This is a genomic window from Leucobacter edaphi, from assembly GCF_016522535.1.
Lineage (GTDB): Bacteria > Actinomycetota > Actinomycetes > Actinomycetales > Microbacteriaceae > Leucobacter > Leucobacter edaphi.
This window is the reverse complement of sequence record NZ_JAEHOI010000007.1, coordinates 118,775-141,127: the sequence shown is the minus strand read 5'-3', so window position 1 is coordinate 141,127 and position 22,353 is coordinate 118,775. Positions and strand designations below refer to the sequence as shown.

Below are 22,353 nucleotides of genomic sequence, written 5' to 3'. Positions count from 1 at the left end.
GCACACCGCAGCAACGAGCCCGGTCACCCCGGGAGAACAAGGAGAAACCCATGTCAGGAGCAGGAGCACCCGATCTCAGCGTCGACGCGAGCGGCCTTCGCGTCGCAGTTCTCGCCGGCAGCTGGCACAAGGAGATCATGAGCTCCCTCATCAAGGGGGCGCACGAGACGGTGATGGCGTCGGGGGCCGACCACACCCTCTTCCGCGTCGCCGGAGCGTTCGAACTGCCGCTCGCGGCGCAGGCGGCGCTCACCCCGGCAAGCGAGGGCGGCGGCGGTTTCGACGCCGTGGTCTGCCTCGGCGTGATCATCCGCGGCGGCACGCCCCACTTCGACTACGTCTGCAACGCCGTCACCGACGGACTCACCCGGGTGCAGCTCGACACGGGCCGACCGGTCGGCTTCGGGATCCTCACCACCGACACGGAGCAGCAGGCCCTCGACCGCTCCGGCCGGCCCGGCGCCCCCGAGTCGAAGGGCAAGGAGGCCGCTGAGGCGGCCCTGCAGCTCGCGGTGACCGCGCGCCGCATCCGCACCGAGGGGCCCACGATGCGGCTCGTTCCCGGCGTGAGTGCGTAGTCGGATCCCGCAGGCCCTCAGGGGTCTCCCTCCACGCGCCTCGGCGCCGGCACGGGAGGCCCCGCTCAGCCGGCGTGGCTTAGAGTGAAAGCCGTGACCGCGCGATCAGGTGAACAGCTTCCGAACGAATCGTCTCGACGACGCCGGGGGCGGCGGGGATCCGGCGCCGATGGCGGCGCGCGCGGCCCGCGGGCCTCGTTCACGGAGCTGCTCCCCCACCTCTTCGCGCAGCGCGGGCTCCTCGCGATCGCCCTCGTCCTCGGTCTCGTCGCGGCCGCCGCCTCGCTCGCCCAGCCGCTGCTGCTCGGCCAGGTGATCACGCGCGTGGAGAGCGGCGAGCCCCTCGGACTGCTGCTCGCGATCCTCACGGCGCTCGTCGTCGTGGGTGCCGTGCTGAGCGGGCTGCAGCACTACACGCTGCAGCGCATGGGCGAGGGCGTGGTCCTGTCGAGTCGTCGCGCCCTGATCCGCAAGATCCTCCACCTGCCGATCTCGCAGTTCGATCGCCGCCGCACGGGGGATCTCGTCTCCCGCGTCGGCAGCGACACGACTCTGCTGCGCGCGGTGCTCACGCAGGGCCTGGTCGAGGCGATCAGCGGCCTGATCGTGTTCGTCGGCGCGCTCATCGGGATGCTCGTGATCGATCCGGTGCTGTTCGGGATCACCTTCGGCGTCGTCGTCGTGGCGCTCGCGGTGGTCGTCGTCGTGTCGAGCCGTATTCGTCCCGCCGTTGCGAAGGCGCAGGAGAAGGTCGGCGACCTCGCGGCGCAGGTCGATCGTTCCATCTCGTCGATCCGCACGATCCGCGCCGCGGGTGCCGCTGAGCGGGAGCAGGCCGCGACGGAGAAGGACGCCGAGGAGGCCTTCTCCCTCGGCGTGAAGGTGGCCAGAATCTCGGCCGTGATCGTTCCGATCAGCTTCCTCGCGATGCAGCTGTCGTTCCTGATCGTGCTCGGCCTCGGGGGCTACCGCGTCGCCTCCGGGGCGATCACGATCGCGCAGCTCGTGACATTCATCATCTTCCTGTTCCTCATGATCACCCCGCTCGGGCAGGCATTCGGCGCGATTTCCGCGGTCGGTCAGGCGCTTGGCGCGCTCGGCCGGATCCAGGAGATCACGTCGCTCGAGACGGAGACCGAACGCGACGCCGAGCGTTCGCCCGACGGCCGGATCGAACCGCTCGCGTCGGCCGTCGCCGAAGGGGCTCCCGCGATCGCCTTCGAGAACGTGTCGTTCACCTACCGTTCGGCCGCCCCGGTGCGGGCCGACGCGCGCGCCCTCGTGCGCACGGGCCGCGGTTCCCGCCGCGACGCCGAGGCCGCCCCGGCCGAGATCATTGAGACCCCCGTGCTGCACGACGTGTCGTTCACGGTGCCCCGCGGATCGCGGGTGGCCCTCGTCGGCCCGTCCGGCGCGGGAAAGTCGACGATTCTCGCGCTCGTGGAGCGGTTCTACGACCCCGACTCCGGCGTCGTGTCGTTCTCCGGCGCCGATCTGCGACGGCTGTCCCGCGCCGAGCTGCGCGCGCAGATGGGGTACGTGGAGCAGGACGCGACGGTGCTCGCGGGGACGCTGCGCGAGAATCTCCTGCTCGCGGCGCCGGACGCCTCGGATGCCGCGTGCGAGCGCGTGCTCCGTGCGGTGAATTTGGGCGGTCTGCTCGAGCGCGGGGCGAATGGCGCGGCCGCGGGATCGGCGGCCCCGGGTGCGGCGGGTGCGACGGCAGCGGGAGCGCCCGCGCGAGCGGCGGGAGTGGCGGCCGCGGGATCGGAGGCGGGCGAAGCTGTCGCGAAAACTGCCAGCGCCGCCGTCTCCGCTGGTCCGGCCACTGGCCTGGACCTTCCGGTGGGCGAGAACGGCCTCATGCTGTCTGGCGGTGAGAAGCAACGGCTCGCGATCGCGCGGGCGCTGCTGACGGCACCCCCGATCCTCCTGCTGGACGAGTCGACGGCGAGCCTCGACGGCGTGAACGAGCGGCTGATGCGCGAGGCCCTGGATTCGGTGGCGACGGGGCGCACGCTGATCGTGATCGCGCACCGCCTCTCGACGGTCGTCGATTCGGACAAGATCGTCGTGCTCGATGGCGGCCGCGTGGTCGGCGAGGGCACGCACGAGGAACTCATCACCTCGACGCCCCTCTACCGGGAGCTGGCGCAGCATCAGCTGCTCGTCCCCGAGGACCAGGCATAACCAGAAAAGCCCCGCGCGAGCGGGGCTTTTCTGTCTGGACTTGCGTGTCCGTTGTGGAGCCGCCTGCCGGAATCGAACCGGCGACCTATTCATTACGAGTGAATCGCTCTACCGACTGAGCTAAGGCGGCCTGGCGGGGAATCACTTCCGCGCACGAGCAACAACTCTAGCATGGTCGGGACCCCGATTCGCACACCTGCGGCCTGGCCGTTCAGCAGACCGGGCTCCCCGAGGGAACCGTGCCCTCCACGAAGTAGTCGTCGACGATCTTCGCGACGCAGGGACTCGATCCATACGCCGTGTGCCCCTCTCCCCGGAAGGTGACGAGGACGCCGCTCTCCAGCTGCTTCGCGAGCGATTCGGCCCACGTGTAGGGGGTGGCCGGGTCGCCAGTGGTGCCGACGACGAGAATCGGGGCCGCCCCCGTTGCCGTCACCGGGGCACGATCCGCCTGGGACTTGACTGGCCACCCGGCGCATGAAACCTCGCCGTAGCCCTGATATTTGCCGATGGTCGGCGCGATCTCCACGAGTTTGGCCGCCTGGGCACGCATGCCCTCCGGGTCGATCGCGGATTGCGGATAGTCGAGGCAGTTGATCGCGGAGAACGCCTCGGTGGAGTTCGAGGTGTACGAGCCGTTCTCGCGGTCGTAGTAGAAGTCGGCGAGTCGGAGCGCGGTCTCGGCGTCGCCGGTGTTGACGGAGACGAAGAGATCGTCGAGCAGCGGCCAGTTGGATTCCGAGTAGAGCGGCGTAATGATCGCGGTGAGGAACGTCGAGGTGGTGACGGGACGGCCGTCGGAGCCGCGCAGTGGCTCCGATTCGACCCGCGCGAGAAGCTGCCCGATCTGGGACATTCCCTGGTCGACCGTGCCGGAGAGTGGGCAGTCGCGCCGCTTCAGGCAGTCGGTGACGTAGGCCCGGAGCGCCGTCTCGAAGCCGAGGGTCTGCGCTTCGACGACCTGCTCGAGCGAGGTGGTCGGATCCATCGCGCCATCGAGCACGAGCCGCCCGACGCGGTCGGGGAAGAGATCGGCGTAGCGCGCACCAATGTAGGTGCCGTAGGAGTACCCGAGGTAGTTGAGTTTCGGATCGCCAACGATCGCGCGGAGCATGTCCAGGTCGCGGACGGTCGAACCCGTATCGACGTGCGCGAGCAAGGGGCCGGTGCGTTGCTCGCACGCCGCACCAAAGGCGCGGTTCTCGAGCAGCGCCGCGTCGATCCAGGCGTCGCTTCCCTCCTTGAGGCCGGCGGTTTTCCCTTCACCGAACAGGAACTCGTCCATGCCCTTCGAATCCAGGCAGCGCACCGGGCTCGACTCACCGACGCCTCTCGGGTCCCAGCCCACGACGTCGTAGTCTCGGCGGACGGCCTCGCCGACGGCGAACTCGACGCTGTCGGCGACGTATGTGACCCCGGAGGCTCCCGGCCCGCCAGGGTTCACGAAGACGGTGCCCTTCGCATGACCGCTCGTGGCCGGGGACTTCACGAGTCCGAGCGTGATCCGCTCGCCAGCGAGCTCGGTCCAGTCGAGGGGCGCGTACACCCGAGCGCACTGCATCCCCCCGTGGCACGGCACCCAATCGGGCTTCTGCGCGCCGAACGACTCGACCGTGCCGGTGGGCAGCTGATCCGGCAGCTGCGATTCGCGGCCGCCGTTGAACGACGAGAGGAGGCCCGGCAGCGCGCCGCAGCCGGTGAGTACGAGCGCGAGGGCGGCGACCGTGGCGATCGCCGCAGTGATCGCGCGCTTGCGGCGCGTGCGGCGCGGATCCCGGGCGTCGCTCGCCCCCTGAAGCTCGGGCGGAAGGCTCTGGCCTGGAGAACGCTCGTGTGGCGTCTGCCCCGCGGCTCCCGGTGCGCCCGGTGCGCCCGGCGTCTCGGCCGTCATCGCGCCGCCCCCTGGGCGACGGAACTCGCGAAGAGCGCTTCGAGCACGAGCCCGGGGGTGATGCCGCGACCCAGCCGCGCGCGTGCCGCCTCGACCGCGGACACCATTTCGAGTGCCCGTGCCGGGGTCCAGTGCTCGGCGAGCTCCGTGATGCGCCGCTCCTGTTCCCGGTTCACGAGCTCGGGTTCCGCGCCGAGCGCGGTGAGCAGCACGTCCCGATAGAGGGAGAGCAGGTCCGTGAGGATGCGGTCGATGCCGTCCCTGAGGCTTCGCTTGGCGCGGCGCTTCTGATCCTCTTCAAGGTTGCGCAGCTGAGCGCGCATCTGCGGGGGAACCGCCGCGCCCGGCGCGATTCCGAGGCTGCGGAGGGCGTCCTCCCGCTCCCGCTGGTCGAGTTCCTCGGTGAGCGCCGCGGCATCCGCCTCGGCGACCTTCGCGAGCGCCGCAGCGCCTCGCATCGCGTCGCCGAGGGTCTCGATCGCGAGCGCCGTCGCGATCGTGCGCTCGCGACGCTCAAGCGCCTCCGGATCACTCGCGAGGCGCCGGGCCATACCGATGTGGCTCTGCGCGAGCCTGGCCGCGCGCTCGGCGGCAGCGGCGTCGATTCCGTCGCGCGCGTGCAGGAGGCCCGCGATGTCCTCCGGGCTCGGGGTGACGAGCCGGAGCGAGCGGGTGCGCGAGCGGATCGTGGGCAGCAGGTCGGCCTCGCTCGGCGCGCAGAGAATCCAGATCGTGCGCTCCGGAGGCTCTTCGAGTGCCTTGAGCAGGACATTCGAGGTGCGTTCCGGCATGCGATCCGCGTCCTCGATGACGATCACGCGGTATCGCCCCTCGGCCGGGGCATAGTGCGCCGTGGTGACGATCTCCCGCGCTGCCCGAATATCGATGACGAGCTTCTGCGTGGTGAGCACCCCGAGATCCGGGTGCGTGCGGGCATCCACGAGGTCCCACACGTGCGCGCGCTCGGCCTCCTCGCGCGCGATGAGGGCGGCGGCGAAGCGATAGGCAAGGTTCGAACGGCCGGAACCGGGAGGGCCGGTGATGAGCCACGCGTGAGCCGGTGATCCGCCGGGCGCGGAAGCGCGCTGCAGCGTTTGGACGGCCTCGGCCTGTCCGACGATCTCGCCCCAGAAGTTCACCCCGCAAGCGTATCGCGGGCCACTGACAGGGACCCGCTCAGGAGCGCTCTGCGACGTCCACGTAGCGGGCAGCCCCCTGGCGAACCTCGGCGGCGCCGGCGCTCAGCTCCGCTGCGAGCGCCGCAAGCCGGCCAGTTTCCTCCTCGGCGACGGCGAACTGCTGATCGACGCGCTCGCCGTATTCCGCGCCGAGCACCTCGTAGCCGCGGCGGCGGCATTCCGCCTCGATCAGGGGAGCGATGTCGTAGGCCGCGCTGATCGTCAGTTCCCGGCGCACGGCGCGGCGCTGCCGTTGAGCGCCGTTGAGCGCCTCGGCGACCGCGGCTCGATACGCCCGCGTCAGACCGCCCGCGCCGAGGAGCACGCCGCCAAAGTACCTGGTCACGACCGCGACAACGTCGCTCACCGCCGAGGAGGTGAGCGCATCGAGGATGGGCGCCCCCGCGGTTCCGCTCGGCTCGCCGTCGTCGTTCGAGCGTTGGATCCGGCTGTCGGGGCCGATCACGAACGCGGAGCAGTGGTGCCTGGCCCGGGGGTGTTCGGCCCTGATCCGCGCGATGACCTCGCGAGCCGCCGCTTCGTCCTCGACGCGCTCGAGCCGCGCGATGAAGCGAGAGCGGGAGATCTCGAGTTCGGCGTCGAGCGGCCCGGCAATGGTGTCGTACTCGGCGCTCATGCCTCCATCTTCGCAGGAGTGCCCCGTCGGGGCCCGGGGTCTCGCGGACGAGTAGCATCGATCGTGTGAGTGAGAGCGTGCGCGTCGATGCCTGGGTGTGGGGTGTTCGCCTCGCCAAGACCCGGAGCCAGGCGACCGCGCACTGCCGCGCAGGGCACGTCCGCATCAACGGCTCAACGGCGAAGGCCTCACAGCCCGTGCGACTCGGCGACGAGGTGCGCGTTCGCCTCAACGGCTTCGACAAGATCTATCGCGTGACCGGGCTCCCGACCCGGCGGGGAAGCGCGACTGAGGCTGCGAAGCACTTCGAGGATCTGACCCCGCCGCCGCTCCCTCGCGTGGAGCGTCCGGCCGACATTGTTCGCGATCGCGGGGCCGGGCGCCCGACGAAGCGCGAGCGCCGGGAGATCGACCGCCTGCGCGGCCGGGACGAACGGCCCGGGGAATTCGGCACGCTCTGACCCTCTCGCATTCATCCTCGCGGCGGAGACGGCTCCACTGCGAGGGGGATCCCATCGGCCACCCATCCCGGAATGCTGGGATTATGAACGAGAACCAGCTCCAGGATCCGCGCCCGGCCGCGACCTCCCCCGCCCCGGCACGCGTGCCGTGGGGGCCGGTCGCCCTCTACCTCGTCCTCGCGTTCGCGCTCGCCTGGCTGGCCATGCTCCCGGCATGGCTCGGCGGCGGGCTCGAATCTCCGCTCTTCACCCCGCTCCTCGCGGTGATGCAGCTGGCCCCCACGATCGCAGCGCTCGTCGTAGTGTTCTTCGTGCTGCGACCCAAACGCCGGGCCCGCTACCTCGGGCTCGTCCCGTTCCGCCCGGTCGGACGAAAGATCGCCGTCATCCTCCTGTGGCCGGTCGCGGCCCTCGCGCTCGTGTTCGGGGCGTTCTTCCTCTCGATCGCGTTCGGCTGGGTCACACCGGACTGGTCACTCTCGACGCTGCGAGCGATGCTGCCGGAGAACTACCCGCCCGAGGCCTACGTCGCCGTCGCGTTCGCAATGACCCCGATCACCGTGGCGATCGCGACGGCGTCCTCGTTCGGCGAGGAGCTCGGCTGGCGCGGGTTCCTCACCACGGCGCTCGCGCCGCTCGGGTTCTGGCGTTCAGCCATCATCATCGGCGTCGTTTGGGGCCTCTGGCACGCGCCAATGATCCTGCTCGGCTTCAACTTCGCTCGCCCCAACCTCGAGGGGCTCGCCTGGATGTGCGGCTTCACCCTGTTCTTCGGCGTGCTCCTGCAGTGGTCGCGCTACTGGACCCGGAACGTGTGGCCCGCTGCGGTCGGGCACGGAGCGCTCAACGCAATCACGCAGCTCAGCCTCTTCTGGATCCCGCAGGGCGCGGACTCCGCGACCTCCACGATCATGGGTGCGCCCGGCTGGATCGTGATGGGAGCGGCGATTCTGATCCTGATCGCGACCGGACTGCTCGGACGCAAGAACCTGCGCCTGCCCGACACGCAGATCGTCGCGCCCGCCCGCGTACCGGATCCTGCCCCGGTCCCCGCGGCAGAGCCCCCGACCGCTACGACTCCCCGGTAACCGTGCGGCGCGACGCCCGCCGGTGACGGAGCCACAGGAAGCCACCGCCCGCGAGGAGCATCAGCAGCGTCCCGAGCGCCCCGTACACCCAGGGCGCGCCCCGGTCCATCCCCGTCACCGCGAGGGAACCGAGCACGGCGAGGGCGCCACTCGCTCCGAGAGGAAGAGCGATCGCGGGATCCGCGCGCACCTCATCGGCCTGCTGGACCGCATCGGGGTGATCAGTGCTCGCGGGTCCTCCGCCGCGGTGAGCGATTCCGAGGCCCTCAGCCCCACTGGCGGCGGGGCTCTCGTGATCGATCAGCGCTTCGCGCCCGTCCTCACGATCGGCGCCGTGGTCGTGGCGCGACGACAGCTCGTCGGCACCAATCCAGCCCGCATCAGAGACCGCGGGAGCTGGGGCGACCACGGTCCACGTGGCACGCGATTCGTCCAGATCCGGTAGCGACCCCGCGGCGCCGTCGTCCGAGGCCAGCCAGCGCACTCGCGCGATGCTCTCCACCCGGTCGCCGGGCCTCGCGTCCTCGGCGATGCGGCCGCGCAGCTCGAGCGCGAGCGGGACCCCAACGGGGAACGCGCCTCCCCCGCGGCCGACGAACGCGCAACTCACCGCATCCTGCTCGGCATCGTTCGGCGCGCACACCCAGTCCTCCCCGGCGGTAAGCCGCGCGTCTCGGAGCCCCTCTGGGACCAGCACCCGCACCACACCCGGCACCTCTGACGGGCCATCGTTCCGGACGATGAGCTCGGCGCTCACCTCAGCGTCAGGCACCCACTCCTCCGGCGCTCCGAGCACGCGCTGCCCGATCGACACCGTGGCCCTGGTCATAACGGCGATCCGATCGACCGCCTGCGCGCGCACGATACTCGAGCTCGCCGCCCCGCCCTGACTTCGCGCGGCCCCGCGGCTGCGGAGTTCGACACGATTGCTGAGATTCTGCTGCGGCCCGAGACCAGCGTCGACCTCGGCCTCGAACTCGATCCTCGCTTCGGCGCCGATCTCCCGCCCCCCGCCGAGCGGAGGAAGCCGCCAGGACAGGACACGCCCGTCGACTCCAGGGTCGAGTTCCTCGGAGTCCGTCGCCGTACTCAGGCGGGCGCTCCCCGGCACGTAGCTGAAGCCTCTGGGGAGATGGTCACGGAGCTCCCACCCCTGCGATCCCCCCTCGCCTCTCGGGTCCGCCACCACGACACTCATGGTGACCGTCGATCCGGCCACGGCCGGTTCGAGATGCGTCGCGGTCACTCGGAGCGGCCGGGCAGCCGGTTGTTTCGCTGCACGGGCAGCGGGCACCGTCGCCGATTCGATCGGACTCGCCGCGGCCTCCCCGCTCTCGGGACCCCATCCGGTCAGAGCCGTTCCCGCGAGCAGGCCGCCGATCACGAGGGTCGCACCCGCCCGCGAACGCGCGGCGACCCCTCCTCGAGTTCTGGCGCGCGCGCCATTCCGGAACGCTGCATCGTGCACCATGTGTAGATCTCCCTTTGCCGCCACCGCGGCACCGTTGGGGACGAGTGAGCTGCTCGGTGCGTCCGTCGCGCGAGCCGAAGCCGGATCAGCAGCGCCCCGGTCCCCGCGAGGCGCGACAAGGCAGATACTTTAGGGAACGCAACGCTGCCGGACAAGCCGGGGTCAAGCCGATCGCCCCGCGGCTGGTACGGCTTCGAGCGGTACCCTGGAACGGTGCCAGCCGTTCTCCCCGCCGTTCTGGAAGCCAATTCCGCAGGTGAGGCCCGCGTTCCGGAGCACAGCTGGCGCGACGCGGCCAGGCGGCATGCCGAGCGCGCCGCCGCGCTCACGGCAGGGCATCGGGCGCGCAGGCTTCGCGGCGAACGGCACCCGGTCGAGGATTTCCTCTGGACCTACTACTCCGTGAAACCCAACGAGCTCGCGCGCTGGCATCCCGGCGCTGGAGTCTTCCTGGAGGGGGCGGCCGAGGAGCGGGGCGCCTGGCGCCACTACCGGCCCAGTGGCCGCGACGCGGCCGTCGATCTCCCGACGTTCTTCTCCCGCAGAGGTGGCACCGTCGACTACGTGGAGCAGCTGCTCACGGCAACGCTCGCGCACCCGCCCCGCTTCGGGTGTTTCGGTCTGCACGAGTGGGCGATGGTGTACCGGCTCACTCCCGAGCAGATCCGGCACTCGCAACTCGAACTCCGGATCGGTCACGAGGCGACGGATCGGGTCGTCGAATCGAACCCGATCTCATGCACCCACTTCGACGCCTACCGTTTCTTCACCCCCGATGCCGCGCCGCTCAATGCGCTCCGACCCACACGCGACACGCAGCCGGAGCTCGAGCAATCCGCGTGCCTGCACGCGGGCATGGACGTCTACAAGTGGGCCGCGAAACTCGGCCCGATCGTTCCGGGTGAGGTGCTGCTCGACGCCTTCGTGCTGGCCAGGGACATCCGCGAGGTCGACATGCGCGCCTCGCCCTACGACGTGCGCGCCTTCCGCGGCGCCTCCGGCGACCCGCTCACCCCGATCCCGATCGAAACGCCCGATGGCAAGCGCGAATACAGCGCGCTCCAGAGAGGGTTCGCGCGCCGCGGCGACGAGCTTAGGCACCGTGTGCTCGCCGCGATCGGCGTCGCTCGCGCCGCACTGGCCGCGGCCGCCGAAGCCCGGTAGGAGGCGACTGCCGTTCCCGCGCGATCGGCTCCGGGCGTTAGGCGAAGGACCCGCTCACACCCACGGCGAAGGTGGGGCATTCCGCGCCGTAGAGGCTCAGCGAGAAGGGTGCCTTCCCGTCCTTCTCGATGCGCTTCTCCTTCAGATATCCGGGCCACATGCTGATGATCTCGTTGCCCTTGAAGCAGTAGACATCCACGTTGATCGGGCCCCGAACCTGGTGCCCGGTCTTGTTCACGACGTTTCCGACCACCTCGCTGCCCGCCTGCCTCGCATCGGTGACCGTGAGCGGTGCGGCGCTCATCGGCTCGGTGTCCGGCTTCTGCGACGTCACGCTGAGCGAGATGTTCGCGTCCTCTGGAATCGCTTTCGGGTTGGAGAACGAGATCGCGGTCAGGCCGATCTCGCCCGGCTGCACGATTCCCGGTGTGGAGGACAGGCTCATGCCCTGGCCGACGACCGAGTCGCCGTTCTTCGCACTTCCCTGCCACCGCACGCTCGAGATCGGCTCGCCGGTGTTGTTGCGGAACGCGATAACGAGTGCGCCCCGCGCGTTGACCTTCGCGTCGGGCGTGACGACGACGATGCCTCCCGGATCACCGTCGGGGAATTCGGGCGCCGCGGTGCCGCCGAGCAGGCCCCCGGCGTTGAAGGGCAGCGGTTTCACCTGCTGCGGCGTGCTTTCCTTCTGTGCGCCCTTCGAGGGGGCCTGCCCGCCGGGCTGAGGCGCGCTGGCCCCTTGCGTGCAGGAGGCGAGCAGAAGGGCGGCCCCAAGGGCCAGGACTGCGGAGAACCGGGAGTGCATCTCCCCAGTCTATGCACTTGCTATGTGGCATCCCCGACGCCGGGCCGAAGTAAATTCACTCAGGAAGCTTTCTCGCTCGGGACCCGGGGTGTCGCGCGCTGAGGGACCGCAGCGCTTCGGCCGCGCGAGCGACCGCGCACCGCACGCAGCGCCCACAGAATCGCGACGAGGTCGACCACTTCCTGCAGCCACGCTCCGGCGAGCGCCGGCAACAGGCCGAATGCGGCGACGGCCATGAGCCCGACGCTGATGATGATGCCGGCCCAGATGCTCTGCAGCGCGATCCGCACGGTGTCGCGCCCGATCCGGACCGCTTCAGCGACGCCGTGGATCGTGTCGAATCGGTTCACCACGTCGGCCGACTCGCTCGCGGCGGTCGAGCCGTGAGCGCCCATGGCGAAGCCCACGTCCGCCGCGGCAAGCACGGGAGCGTCATTGAGCCCGTCGCCCGCCATGAGCAGCGGGCGCGGGGTGACCTCGGACACGATCCGCACCTTGTCCGCCGGGCGGCACTCCGCGTGCACCTCGGAGATGCCGAGCTCGGAGGCCACGGCGTTCGCGGTCGGAGCCACATCACCCGTGACGAGGAGCGTGCGCTCCACACCCAGTTCCGCGAGCTCGGCAAGGGTCTCGGCGGCCTCAGGGCGCAGGCGATCACGCATCACGATCGCCCCGACGAAGCGGTCGTCGAGGGCGACGTAGATCACGAGTTCCCCGGCCTCAAGGTCCGGCCTGAACAGGCCATCCGCCGACGCGGCGACCCAGGCGGGCTTGCCGACCCTGATGACGCCGTCGGCCACGCGAGCCGCCACGCCGTTCGTGGCGTACTCCTCGGCCTCGATCACCGGAATGAGACGAATACCTCGATCCCGCCCGGCAGAGACGACAGCCGCCGCGAGTACGTGCGAGGAGTACACCTCGGCGGAGGCGGCGAGCTGCAGGACTCGTTCCTCCGAGAAGCCTGCTGCGGTAACGATTCGACGCGGCTTAGGCCGCCCGGTCGTGAGCGTTCCCGTCTTGTCGAACGCCGCCGAGCGGACGCCTGCGAGCTGCTCGAGCGTCCCGCCCCCCTTCACGATCAGCCCGGCCTTCGCCGCGCGGCTCATGCCTCCGAGGAACGCGACGGGGGCCGCGATGAGGAGCGGGCAGGGGGTCGCGACAACGAGCACCTCGGCGAACCGGACCGGATCACCGCTCACGATCCAGGCGACCGCCGCGATGAGCAGCGAAATGACGGTGAACGGGACCGCGTACCGGTCCGCAAGGCGGACGGTCTTGGAGCGGCTCGCCTGAGCCTGTTCGACGAGGCGAACGATCTGCTGGTATTCGCTGTCCCCCGCACGCGCAGCTGCGCGCATACGAATCGCCTTCGCCCCGTTGACGGCGCCGCTCGCGATGCGCTCGCCCGAGGCGTGCTCGACGGGCAGGCTCTCGCCGGTGAGCGAGGACTCGTCAAAGGTGGCGAGCTCGTCGATGAGGATCGCATCGACGGGCACGACCTCGCCGGGACGCACGAGCAGCACGTCACCGACCTGGACGTCAGCGACATCGACGTCTTCCGTGAGGTCCGTCTCCGCGGCTTCCGTCCCAGACTCGTCAGCTCCGCGCGAACGCTGACCGGCTGCCTCGCCGGCAGCGGCCCCGGCAGGGGCGAGTTCCGGCGCGGTGACGTAGCGCGTGGCCCGCTGGGGTGCGCGGGCGAGGAGCGCGGTGAGTTCGCGCTGGGATCGGTTCTGGGCGTAGTCCTCGAGGGCTTCACCACCCGTAAGCATGAGCACGACGACGAGCGCGGCCCAGGGCTCGCCCACGAGCACCGCCGCGGTGATGGCGGTGACGGCGAGGATGTCGAGTCCGGCGTGACCGGCGAGGAGCTGCCGGATCATGCCGACCGCCTCCCACGCGGCGACGAGGAGCGCGTATCCGCCGACGATCCATGGCGCGGCGCCCCGCGCCGGTGTTGCGAGCAGCACCAGCCCGACGATGGCGACCGCGATGGTCGCGGCGACGAGAGGATATGAGCGCGCGGCGGAACGGAGTTGAGTCACACCTGTATTGTGTCGAACTCCGCACACTTTTGCACCGCAGGACAGGCTCACCTCACCTACGAGAAGTCCCGATTGCGAGCCTCTTCGGCGCCACTCCTCCGCGAGTTACCGCGCCGAAAACGCTCGGGACTGAGCTAAAACAGTGTCATTTGCCCCGCTTTCCGAGCTGCCGCGCCGGCGCGCTCAATGCGCAGCCGTTCGAGCTCAGGATCCGACTCGAGCCCGGGCAGCGATACCGCTGTTGCGCGCTCCGCCTCCACGCGCTGCAGCAGTTCCTGCGGAGGCCCCGTGTGCGCTCCAGCGGCGCTCACCGCCCCGGAAGCTGCCGGCCCTCCCGTGCGCGGCATCTCGAGCCCGTGCTTCCGAATGAGCGGTCGAATGCGCGCCGCGAGCACCTTGCGGTACGCGCTCTCAGCTTTCCCACCGGGGCCGGCGTACAGCGCGCGATAGCGGGGCACGAGGTCGGGATGCGTGTGCTCGAGCCAGGCGAAGAACCACGGTTTGACGTGGGAGCGCAGGTGAAGCGGTCCGTACATGACAGAGCGGGCGCCCGCCGCGCGGATGTCCGCGAGCAGTGCGTCCAGATCCGACGGAGCGTCGCTGAGAAACGGCAGCACCGGCATGAGGAACACGTTGGGGGCAAGGCCAGCGTCCGCTGCCGCCGCGATCGTCTCGAGCCGAGCCCGCGTTCCCGGCACTCCGGGCTCGATCGAGCGCTGCAGATCGCCGTCGCGGATCGCGATCGACATCGAGACGTCGACGGAGACCCGCTCCGCCGCATCGACGAGCAGCGGCAGATCACGCCGAATCAGCGTGCCCTTCGTGAGAATTGACAGCGGCGTACCGCTCCGTTGGAGCGCCGCGATAATGCCGGGCATGAGCCGGTAGCGCCCTTCGGCCCGCTGGTACGGGTCGGTGTTCGTGCCGAGCGCGACGGTCTCGCGTGCCCAGCCGGGGCGCCCGAGCTCACGGCCGAGCACCTCCGCGACGTTCACCTTGACCACGATCTGCGAGTCGAAGTCGCGGCCGGTATCGAAGTCGAGGTAGCGGTGCGAGCCGCGAGCGAAGCAGTACACGCAGGCGTGCGAGCAGCCGCGATACGGGTTGATGGTCCAGGAGAACGGCATCGAGGATCCCCCGGGGACCCGATTGAGCGCGCTCTTGGCGAGCACCTCGTGGAACACGAGGCCCGCGAACTCGGGGGTGCGAACCGTGCGCAGATGGCCGGGCACCGCCGCGAGGTCGCTGAGGGCGAGACCGGGCAGGGCGCCGTCCTCTGGGGGCGGCGCGGCGACCGCCTGATTGCTCCATCTCATGAGTTCATTCGAACATATGTTCGAATGAATCGCAATGGTGAATCGTCAGCGATCGCCGACCACGCGCCGGTCGAGGCGAGCGCCCCGGACTACTCCTCCCCGTCCACAACCGTGGCGGCGGCCTCCGTGTGGTGACGAATCACCTCGGCGACCACGAAGTTGAACCACTTCTCGGCGAACTCGGGATCCAGGTGCGCGTCCTCTGCGAGGCTCCTCAGCCGGGCGATCTGCCGCGCCTCGCGCGACGGATCCGAGGCGGGCATCTCGTTCTCCGCTTTCAGGATTCCCACCTCCTGCGTGCACCGGAAGCGCTCCGCGAGCATGTGCACGAGCGCTGCATCGATGTTGTCGATGCTCGAGCGGAGCCGCTCGAGGCGCTGCTGCGGCGTCGACTCGCTCATGGGATCAGCCGAGCAGGTCGTGAAGCTCGATGACCTGTTCCCGCTCAGGGCCCACGCCAATCGCGGAGAACCGGGCGCCGCTCATGCCCTCGAGCGCGCGAATGTACTCCCGCGCGTTCACGGGGAGCTCCTCAAGGGTGCGGGCTCCCGAGATGTCTTCGCTCCAGCCGGGGAACTCCTCGTAGATCGGAACCGCGTGGTGGAAGTCGCTCTGGTTGACCGGCATCTCGTCGTGGCGCACGCCGTTGACGTCGTAAGCGACGCAGACGGGAATCGTCTCCAGGCCCGAGAGGACGTCGAGCTTGGTGAGCACGAAGTCCGTGACCCCGTTGATCCGGGCCGCGTAGCGCGCCATGGGCGCGTCGTACCAGCCGGTTCGGCGCAGGCGCCCGGTGGTGACCCCAAACTCGAAGCCCTTCTGGCGGAGGTACTCGCCGTCCTCGTCAAAGAGTTCGGTCGGGAACGGACCGGCACCGACGCGGGTCGTGTACGCCTTGATGACCGCGATGACACGGTCGATCTGGTGCGGCGGCAGCCCTGATCCGGTGCTCGCACCACCCGCGGTTGCATTCGAGGAGGTCACGAAGGGGTAGGTGCCGTGGTCGATGTCGAGCATGGTCGCTTGACCTGCCTCGAAGAGGACGGTCTTGTCGTCCTGCATCGCGTTGTGCAGGAGCAGGCCGGTGTCGCACACCATGGGCTCCAGCATCTCGCGGTAGGAGAGCAGATCGTCAACGACCTCGTCCACCGAGATTGCGCGGCGGTTGTAGATCTTGACGAGCACCTGGTTCTTGAATTCGAGCGCGGCCTCGACCTTCTGGCGGAGGATGCCCTCGTCGAAGATGTCCTGGATCCGGATCCCGACGCGGTTGATCTTGTCGGCGTAGGCCGGGCCGATGCCGCGGCCGGTGGTACCGATCTGGCGTTTCCCGAGGAAGCGCTCGGTGACCTTGTCGAGCGTGCGATGGTAGGCGGTGATGACGTGGGCGTTCGCGCTCACCTTGAGTCGGGAGACGTCGAGGCCGCGGCCGCGCAGGGCCTCGAGCTCCTCGTGCAGCACCTCAAGGTCGATGACGACGCCGTTCGAGATCACCGGGGTGACACCCGGGGTGAGGATCCCCGACGGGAGAAGGTGCAGCGCGTACTTCTCGTCGCCGATCACGACCGTGTGACCCGCGTTGTTGCCGCCGTTGAACTTGACGACGTAGTCGACGCGGCTGCCGAGCAGGTCGGTCGCGCGCCCCTTTCCTTCGTCGCCCCACTGGGCACCGGTAATGAGCACTGCGGGCATTTCAGCCCCTTCCTTTGCCTAGGCAGATACCGCCCTAGTCTACCCGGGACTGTGGAAAACCTCTCCGCCCGCCCTGAAACGCCGAAATCAATGCCCTGATCCGAGCAAGGATCAGAGCCACGATTCCAGGCCGTTCAGCCCTCGAGCGCGGGGATCGCCTCGGGATCGGCCCCGTTGAGGAACTCGGCGAGTCGCACGACCTCACCCTCCTCGCCGATCGCCGCAGCACCGCGGCGGAGCGCATAGAGCGCCCGAAGCACGCCCCGGTTCGGTTCGTGCGACCAGGGGATCGGCCCGGCACCCCGCCAACCGGACTTGCGCAGGAGGTCCAGGCCGCGATGGTAGCCAACGCGCGCGAAGGCGTACGCCTCAATTTCCCGGCCGGCCGCGTCGGCCCGGTCGGAGAGCGCCGCCCACGCGGCGGGCGACTCCGGATGCCGTCGCACGATCGCCTCGGGATCCTCCCCCGCGGCGAGGGCTGCGTCGACGACGGGGTCGCCAGCGAGGAGCGTGGGTTCGGGGCCGAGCAGGTTCTCACCGATCATGCGGCCAGTGTAGCGAGCCGGCCCGCGCGCAGCCGTCTTACCGGAAGTTCACGAACTGCAGCGCGACATCGACGTCTGCGCCCTTGAGGAGCGCGATCGTTGCCTGGAGGTCGTCGCGGCTCTTGGAGGAGACACGGAGTTCGTCGCCCTGGATCTGCGACTTCACGGCCTTGGGGCCCTCGTCGCGGATGAGCTTGTTGAGCTTCTTTGCGGTCGCCTGGTCGATGCCTTCCTTGAGCTTCGACTCGATGCGGTACTCCTTGCCGCTCGGGTAGGGCTCGCCCGTGTCGAGGGCCTTGAGCGAGAGGCCGCGCTTGATGAACTTCGACTGCAGCACGTCGAGCACCGCGGAGGCGCGCTCCTCGGTGTTCGCCTTGATCAGGATGGTCTCGCCGGAGAGGGAGACGTCTGCGCCCACGCCCTTGAAGTCGTAGCGCTGCTCGACCTCCTTGCGGGCCTGGTTCACCGCGTTCTCGACCTCCATCGAGTCGATCTTGCTCACCACGTCAAACGAAGAATCAGCCATGGGGGCAAGCCTACCGGGGATTTCCCGGGGTGGCACCCGTCGCTGTCGACGCTCAGGAGCCGGGGGATCGCCGTAATACATGTCATAAATGGATACATGGAATAAGCAGAGCGAATGTTTTGCTATGGTTTTCGACTGTGCCCGACATCGGGCGTCGCCGCGCAATCCATGTCAGCGCGGCCCCACTGACGTGAAAGGACCCGATCCCGTGACCTCCCCACAGGCGACTCCAACAGCCGCCGCGACCGCGGAAGGCAACGCAGCGCCCCGCGCGAAGCGCCGCCTGCCCAAGTTCCTCACCTCTTTCGGCTGGCAGATCCTCGCCGCGCTCGTCATCGGCCTCGCGCTCGGCGGCCTCGCCCGCGCGATCGGCACGGACGCGGCAGAAAACCCGAACGGCCTGCAGGCCACGCTCGACACGATCGGCGGCAGCTACGTCTCGCTGCTCCGCGCTGCCGTGGTCCCCCTGATCTTCACCGCGGTCGTCTCGAGCATCGTCGGCCTGCGAAAGGTAACGAATGCCGCGCGTCTCGCGGGGCAGACGCTTCTGTGGTTCGCAATCACGGCGCTCATCGCCGTGACGATCGGCATCGGCCTCGGCGTGCTGCTGCGTCCCGGCTCGGTCGCCTCGCAGACCGCGCTCGAGACGGGTGCCCCGTCGACGGTCGGCACCTGGTGGAACTTCCTGATCGGCCTGATCCCGCAGAACTTCCTCGGCCTGAACGCGAGCGGAGCCGTCGACGCCGCGAGCGGTGCGCTCACGGTCACCCCGGGCTTCAACGTCCTCCAGGTGATCGTCATCTCGGCGGCCGTCGGCATCGCCGCCCTGAAGATCGGCGAGAAGGCCGAGCCCTTCATCCGCCTCACCGAGTCGGCGCTCGCCATCATCCAGAAGGTGCTGTGGTGGATCATCCGCCTCGCCCCGATCGGCACGATCGGCCTGATCGGCAACGCGGTCGCGGAGTACGGCTGGGACAAGATGGGCTCGCTCACCGCCTTCGTCGGCGTGCTCTACCTGGGTCTCGCGATCGTGCTGTTCGTCGTCTACCCGATCATCGTGAAGACGCACGGCCTGTCGATCAAGCAGTACTTCTCCGGCGTCTGGCCGGCCGTGCAGCTCGGCTTCGTGAGCCGCTCCTCGATCGGCACCCTCCCGCTCACGCAGCGCGTCACCGAGCGCAACCTCGGCGTGCCCCGCGGCTACGCCTCCTTCGCCGTCCCGCTCGGCGCGACCACGAAGATGGACGGCTGCGCCGCGATCTACCCGGCCGTCGCAGCGATCTTCATCGCCCAGTTCTTCGGCATCGATCTCACGCTCGTGCAGTATCTCCTGATCGTGCTCGTTTCCGTGGTCGGCTCCGCAGCGACCGCCGGCACGACCGGCGCGACCGTGATGCTCACCCTCACGCTGTCGACGCTCGGCCTGCCGCTCGAGGGTGTCGGCCTGCTCCTCGCCGTCGACCCGATCATCGACATGGGCCGCACCGCGGTGAACGTGGCTGGTCAGGCGCTGGTTCCCGCGATCGTCGCGAAGCGCGAGGGGATCCTCGACGAGGGGCTCTACAACGCGCCGCGCCGCGGCCTCGCCTTCGACAACAGCGACACCGACGGCGAGACGGAGATCGCAGCCGTGCCGAGCGCGGACATCGCGCCCGCGTCCGCCGCGGCCGGCGAGTCGGCCGAACAGCATCGCGTGTCCGCCGAGGCGCGCGCCTAGCCCGGATCCGATTCATCCCCCCGCAGACCGGATCCGTTGCGTGCCCAGCGCACGAGCACGAAGTGCCCCCGACCTCGAAAGGTTGGGGGCACTTCGTGCTCGTGCGGCACTCGGGCAGACTTGCCTGTGTTGAAACACAAGCGCCCGTACACATTGCTCATTCTGACCCGACGAATCTACCCCTCTGTATCCCGTTCAAATTGAGCAATTGTGTCCGTTTCCAACAGCCGAGAAACTCCGACGAACTCGATTGCCAACACTGTTCCTGAAACTGAAACATCGAGGATTACCAATCCTTCAGACAACTCGAGTGTCACGTTATGCGAAAACACACCGCTTTCGCTCAACTGCAGACTCGCTGCATCGGCCTCAGCGTCAAATTGAGCCTTCATTAACGCCCTCCTGCAAACCCGCCGCCACCGGCCCGAATGGCCGCAAGGATATTGCCATTTTTCACATTGACAACAACTCTGGTGTTCCCGACTTCCACGGTAGCGGTTCCGTTCCTGCGCTGAGTGACTCGCCCCTCACTCAATGCCTTTTTGATTGCGCGTTCAGAAACTTTCCGGGCGGCCGCCTGTCGTCAGGCATGCTTCGTAAATTGCAGAACCATCTTGAATTTTTCGGAACAGAATGCTGAGGCCACAGTGACCACGGAGGCAACAAAACGCCCTACGCCGGCCTGATTTCAGGAGTGGACAGCGCGCGCTTACGTAAGTGAATCGAGCGCACTCGGTAACTCACCGAAACCAAGTGCGTTACACCGCAATCCAACAGTGGCAATCTTCCCGTTCATCTTTCTCGTACCTTCCCATCTGGTCAATAACCGACATAAGACGCATATCCAGGTAAGTCGAGATTGAATGTGAAGCCTGAGTTCATAGCCTTGCGCCTTTTGTCCTGTCTTCACCGCCCCCCTTGATGGTCAAGTCGTCCGCGCGCAAAAATGCTCCCGGCCCTTCTCCACGACCAGGGAGCATATTTGCGTGCGGCGCGGCAGCAGACTCGCGATGCTACGTTGGCACTACCGCACCGAGGCCCGCCGCATTGCGAACCACGTGCCCGCCATCGCGAGGACGATCGCGACGAGCGCCGCGATCCCGAGCCCCGCTCGGGTGATCCCGGACACGATCTCGACGAGATTCGGCGCGATGATCAGGACCAGGATCGCGAGCGCCAGGCCGAGCGCGACGCCGAGGAACAGCGGGCCCTTCGCCCCGAAGCGCACCCAGATCGCTCCGAAGAGGCCGCCGATCATGAGGCAGAGCAGCACACCGACGAAGGCGGTCGGGAGCAGGATCAGCGGGTTGCCGTTGCCGAGCACCACCACGTCGAAGATGTGCGCGCCCATGAACCAGTGCCCGGTCACGAGCTCGACCCCGAGAAGCGCCAGCATGAGAACCGCCGCATACGCCGCGAAGATCGCGTTCGAGATGAGGGTGCCGAGAATGAAGTTCCGGCGAGTGGTGCCGAGCGCGAGCGCGAACGGATAGGTCGTCGCGACGGCCTGCACTCCGTAGTAGACGAGGAAACCGGGAAGCGCCCACGCGACGGAGGAGTTGAATCGCGCGCCCTCCTGGTAGTCGGCGCTCGCCACGTCGACACCGGCTCGCTGGATGGCGAGCTGGATGACGATGCTCACGAAGATCACGATCGCGAGGATGCCGATCGGGGTGAGAACGAAAGTCTGCCACTTGTTCAGGTGAAGCCTGGTCACCTGTGCGATGCGGTTCATGATGCGCTCCGTTCGGGGGTGCGCGCGGCGTTGGCGGCGCGCGTGGGGTCGGATTCAGGGTGGGAGGCGGTGCCGGGTTCGTCGGCGAGACCGTAGGCGGCGACGAGGTCCTGCAGGGAGACCCCGCTGAGCTCGAGGCCGAGCTCGCGCGCCTCGGCCTGCACCGAGTCGCTGGGCCGCTCGCCGATGATCGCGGTGCCGAGGCCGCCGATCGTGCGTCGCGACAGCACTTCCCGTCCCGCGAGGAAGGCGTCAAGGTCGGAGAGTTTGCCGGCGATCTGGAAGGCTTCGCCGCGGAGTTCGTCCACGTCGGCCTCTCGGACCACCCGGCCGCGATCGAGCACGATCACTCGTTCGAGCAGGCGATCCATCTCGTCGATGAGGTGCGTCGAGAGGATGATCGTGCGCGGATGCTCCGCGTAATCGCGGAGCAGTTCGTCGTAGAAGATGCCGCGGGCGGTCGCGTCGAGTCCGAGATAGGGCTCGTCGAAGAAGGTGATCGGAGCGCGCGAGGCGAGTCCGAGTACGATCCCGAGGGCCGACAGCTGACCGCGGGAGTACTTCTTCACGATCGTCCGCCGCGGAATGCGGAACACCTCGACGAGGTGGTCGGCGAGCTCCTGCGACCAGTTCGGGTAGCTGAAGGCGGCCGCGCGGAGGGCGTGGTGCAGGCGGTAGTCGTCGGGGTAGCGCTGATTGTCCCGGATGAAGCACATCCGCTCGATCGTCTCGGCGCGTTCGAACGGGGCGTGTCCGTCGACCCGGACGGTGCCGGAGCTCGGAAGATCCTGCGCGGTGATGAGCGACATCAGCGTCGTCTTCCCCGCTCCGTTTCGACCGAGCAGGCCGGTGATGACGTTCTCCTTGATCGAGACCGACACCCCGTCGAGGGCGGTCTCGCCGCGGTAGCGACGCGTCAATTCGCGCGTCTCGATGGCGTTTGCGTTCATTTCTGGTCTTCCTCTGCGATGAGTCGGATGATGTCTTGGGCGGAAAGGCCGAGCTTTCGGGCTTCCGCGAGCAGCGGCGCGATGAAGTGCTCGGTGATCCCGCGCTGACGTTCCTCCGCGATGAGGGCGCGAGCGCCCTCCGCGACGAACATCCCGATCCCGCGGCGCTTGTACAGGACACCGCGGTCGACGAGCAGGTTCAGCGCCTTGCCGGCCGTGGCCGGGTTGATCCGCATGTGGCCGGCGAGCTCGTTCGTGGAGGGCACCTGATCCTCTTCGCCGTAGATGCCGCCGAGGATCTCGTCCTCGAGCCGCTCTGCGAGCTGCTGGAAGATCGGGCGCGAATCGTCGAACATACCCTCTC

General features: G+C 68.7%; 21 protein-coding genes and 1 tRNA gene. 6 read left to right on the top strand and 16 right to left on the bottom strand.

The annotated features are described in order from the left end of the window. The first annotated feature begins 50 nt into the window (after window positions 1-50). Together ribH and JD292_RS08820 are read left to right on the top strand one after the other, a co-directional pair. Complete coding sequence (ribH, locus tag JD292_RS08825) at window positions 51-578, top strand: 6,7-dimethyl-8-ribityllumazine synthase (RefSeq protein WP_200132378.1); 528 nt, start codon at window positions 51-53, stop codon at window positions 576-578. Window positions 579-671: 93 nt separating this feature from the next. Continuing rightward, window positions 672-2,768, top strand: a complete 2,097-nt coding sequence (locus JD292_RS08820) for an ABC transporter ATP-binding protein (RefSeq protein WP_200132377.1) — start codon at window positions 672-674, stop codon at window positions 2,766-2,768. A gap of 54 nt (window positions 2,769-2,822) precedes the next feature. On the opposite strand, the gene JD292_RS08815 is transcribed toward JD292_RS08820, so the two are convergent. The 4 genes from JD292_RS08815 to JD292_RS08800 all read right to left on the bottom strand — a co-directional run bounded on the left by JD292_RS08815 (window position 2,823) and on the right by JD292_RS08800 (window position 6,474). After that, window positions 2,823-2,898 (bottom strand) — tRNA-Thr (locus JD292_RS08815). 81 nt (window positions 2,899-2,979) lie between these two features. Beyond that, the gene (locus JD292_RS08810; RefSeq protein ID WP_200132376.1) at window positions 2,980-4,659 is read right to left on the bottom strand and encodes an alpha/beta hydrolase; all 1,680 of its coding nucleotides are present in this window, start codon (window positions 4,657-4,659) and stop codon (window positions 2,980-2,982) included. Next, entirely contained in the window at window positions 4,656-5,798 is a 1,143-nt protein-coding gene (locus JD292_RS08805) for a DNA polymerase III subunit delta' (RefSeq protein WP_200132375.1), read from the bottom strand. Before JD292_RS08805 ends, JD292_RS08810 begins: the two co-directional genes overlap by 4 nt. Window positions 5,799-5,835: 37 nt before the next feature. Beyond that, window positions 5,836-6,474 (bottom strand): YigZ family protein, encoded by a 639-nt coding sequence (locus JD292_RS08800; protein WP_200132374.1) that lies wholly within the window; start codon window positions 6,472-6,474, stop codon window positions 5,836-5,838. A 65-nt stretch (window positions 6,475-6,539) separates the two neighbouring features. Here JD292_RS08800 and JD292_RS08795 point away from each other — a divergent pair, with 65 nt between their 5' ends. Together JD292_RS08795 and JD292_RS08790 are read left to right on the top strand one after the other, a co-directional pair. Next, a complete protein-coding gene (locus JD292_RS08795; RefSeq protein ID WP_200132373.1) occupies window positions 6,540-6,935 on the top strand; it encodes an RNA-binding S4 domain-containing protein in 396 nt (131 codons plus the stop codon). A gap of 83 nt (window positions 6,936-7,018) precedes the next feature. Further along, window positions 7,019-8,023: a CPBP family intramembrane glutamic endopeptidase gene (locus JD292_RS08790; RefSeq protein WP_200132372.1), complete on the top strand. Its 1,005-nt coding sequence runs from the start codon at window positions 7,019-7,021 to the stop codon at window positions 8,021-8,023. On the opposite strand, the gene JD292_RS08785 is transcribed toward JD292_RS08790, so the two are convergent. Beyond that, window positions 8,007-9,494: a hypothetical protein gene (locus JD292_RS08785; RefSeq protein ID WP_200132371.1), complete on the bottom strand. Its 1,488-nt coding sequence runs from the start codon at window positions 9,492-9,494 to the stop codon at window positions 8,007-8,009. The genes JD292_RS08790 and JD292_RS08785 overlap by 17 nt on opposite strands. 213 nt (window positions 9,495-9,707) lie before the next feature. Here JD292_RS08785 and JD292_RS08780 point away from each other — a divergent pair, with 213 nt between their 5' ends. After that, complete coding sequence (locus JD292_RS08780; RefSeq protein ID WP_369411207.1) at window positions 9,708-10,658, top strand: 3-methyladenine DNA glycosylase; 951 nt, start codon at window positions 9,708-9,710, stop codon at window positions 10,656-10,658. A gap of 37 nt (window positions 10,659-10,695) precedes the next feature. On the opposite strand, the gene JD292_RS08775 is transcribed toward JD292_RS08780, so the two are convergent. The 7 genes from JD292_RS08775 to JD292_RS08745 form a co-directional block, all read right to left on the bottom strand. Further along, on the bottom strand, window positions 10,696-11,463 hold the full coding sequence (locus JD292_RS08775; protein ID WP_200132370.1) for a hypothetical protein: 768 nt from the start codon (window positions 11,461-11,463) through the stop codon (window positions 10,696-10,698). Window positions 11,464-11,522: 59 nt separating this feature from the next. Further along, entirely contained in the window at window positions 11,523-13,508 is a 1,986-nt protein-coding gene (locus JD292_RS08770; protein WP_200132369.1) for a heavy metal translocating P-type ATPase, read from the bottom strand. 134 nt (window positions 13,509-13,642) lie between these two features. Beyond that, window positions 13,643-14,824 carry an Rv2578c family radical SAM protein gene (locus JD292_RS08765; protein WP_200132368.1) on the bottom strand — a complete coding sequence of 394 codons (1,182 nt, stop codon included), beginning with the start codon at window positions 14,822-14,824 and terminating at the stop codon, window positions 13,643-13,645. 89 nt (window positions 14,825-14,913) lie between these two features. After that, entirely contained in the window at window positions 14,914-15,225 is a 312-nt protein-coding gene (locus tag JD292_RS08760) for a chorismate mutase (RefSeq protein WP_200132367.1), read from the bottom strand. Between the two features lie 4 nt (window positions 15,226-15,229). Next, a complete protein-coding gene (locus tag JD292_RS08755) occupies window positions 15,230-16,516 on the bottom strand; it encodes an adenylosuccinate synthase (RefSeq protein WP_200132366.1) in 1,287 nt (428 codons plus the stop codon). A gap of 134 nt (window positions 16,517-16,650) precedes the next feature. Next, window positions 16,651-17,061 (bottom strand): DUF3151 domain-containing protein, encoded by a 411-nt coding sequence (locus tag JD292_RS08750; protein WP_200132365.1) that lies wholly within the window; start codon window positions 17,059-17,061, stop codon window positions 16,651-16,653. A gap of 37 nt (window positions 17,062-17,098) precedes the next feature. Further along, window positions 17,099-17,587, bottom strand: coding sequence for a YajQ family cyclic di-GMP-binding protein (locus JD292_RS08745; protein ID WP_200132364.1), 489 nt, complete (start codon window positions 17,585-17,587; stop codon window positions 17,099-17,101). 208 nt (window positions 17,588-17,795) lie between these two features. Between JD292_RS08745 and JD292_RS08740 the strand changes: the two genes are divergently transcribed. Beyond that, on the top strand, window positions 17,796-19,304 hold the full coding sequence (locus JD292_RS08740; RefSeq protein ID WP_439649269.1) for a dicarboxylate/amino acid:cation symporter: 1,509 nt from the start codon (window positions 17,796-17,798) through the stop codon (window positions 19,302-19,304). Window positions 19,305-19,480: 176 nt separating this feature from the next. On the opposite strand, the gene JD292_RS08735 is transcribed toward JD292_RS08740, so the two are convergent. The 4 genes from JD292_RS08735 to JD292_RS08720 form a co-directional block, all read right to left on the bottom strand. Then, on the bottom strand, window positions 19,481-19,696 hold the full coding sequence (locus JD292_RS08735) for a DUF2283 domain-containing protein (protein WP_200132362.1): 216 nt from the start codon (window positions 19,694-19,696) through the stop codon (window positions 19,481-19,483). 632 nt (window positions 19,697-20,328) lie between these two features. Next, on the bottom strand, window positions 20,329-21,039 hold the full coding sequence (locus tag JD292_RS08730; RefSeq protein ID WP_200132361.1) for a hypothetical protein: 711 nt from the start codon (window positions 21,037-21,039) through the stop codon (window positions 20,329-20,331). Continuing rightward, entirely contained in the window at window positions 21,036-21,989 is a 954-nt protein-coding gene (locus JD292_RS08725; RefSeq protein ID WP_200132360.1) for an ABC transporter ATP-binding protein, read from the bottom strand. The genes JD292_RS08730 and JD292_RS08725 overlap by 4 nt, the downstream gene beginning before the upstream one ends. Further along, on the bottom strand, window positions 21,986-22,345 hold the full coding sequence (locus JD292_RS08720) for a GntR family transcriptional regulator (RefSeq protein ID WP_200132359.1): 360 nt from the start codon (window positions 22,343-22,345) through the stop codon (window positions 21,986-21,988). Before JD292_RS08720 ends, JD292_RS08725 begins: the two co-directional genes overlap by 4 nt. Between the last annotated feature and the right edge of the window lie 8 nt (window positions 22,346-22,353).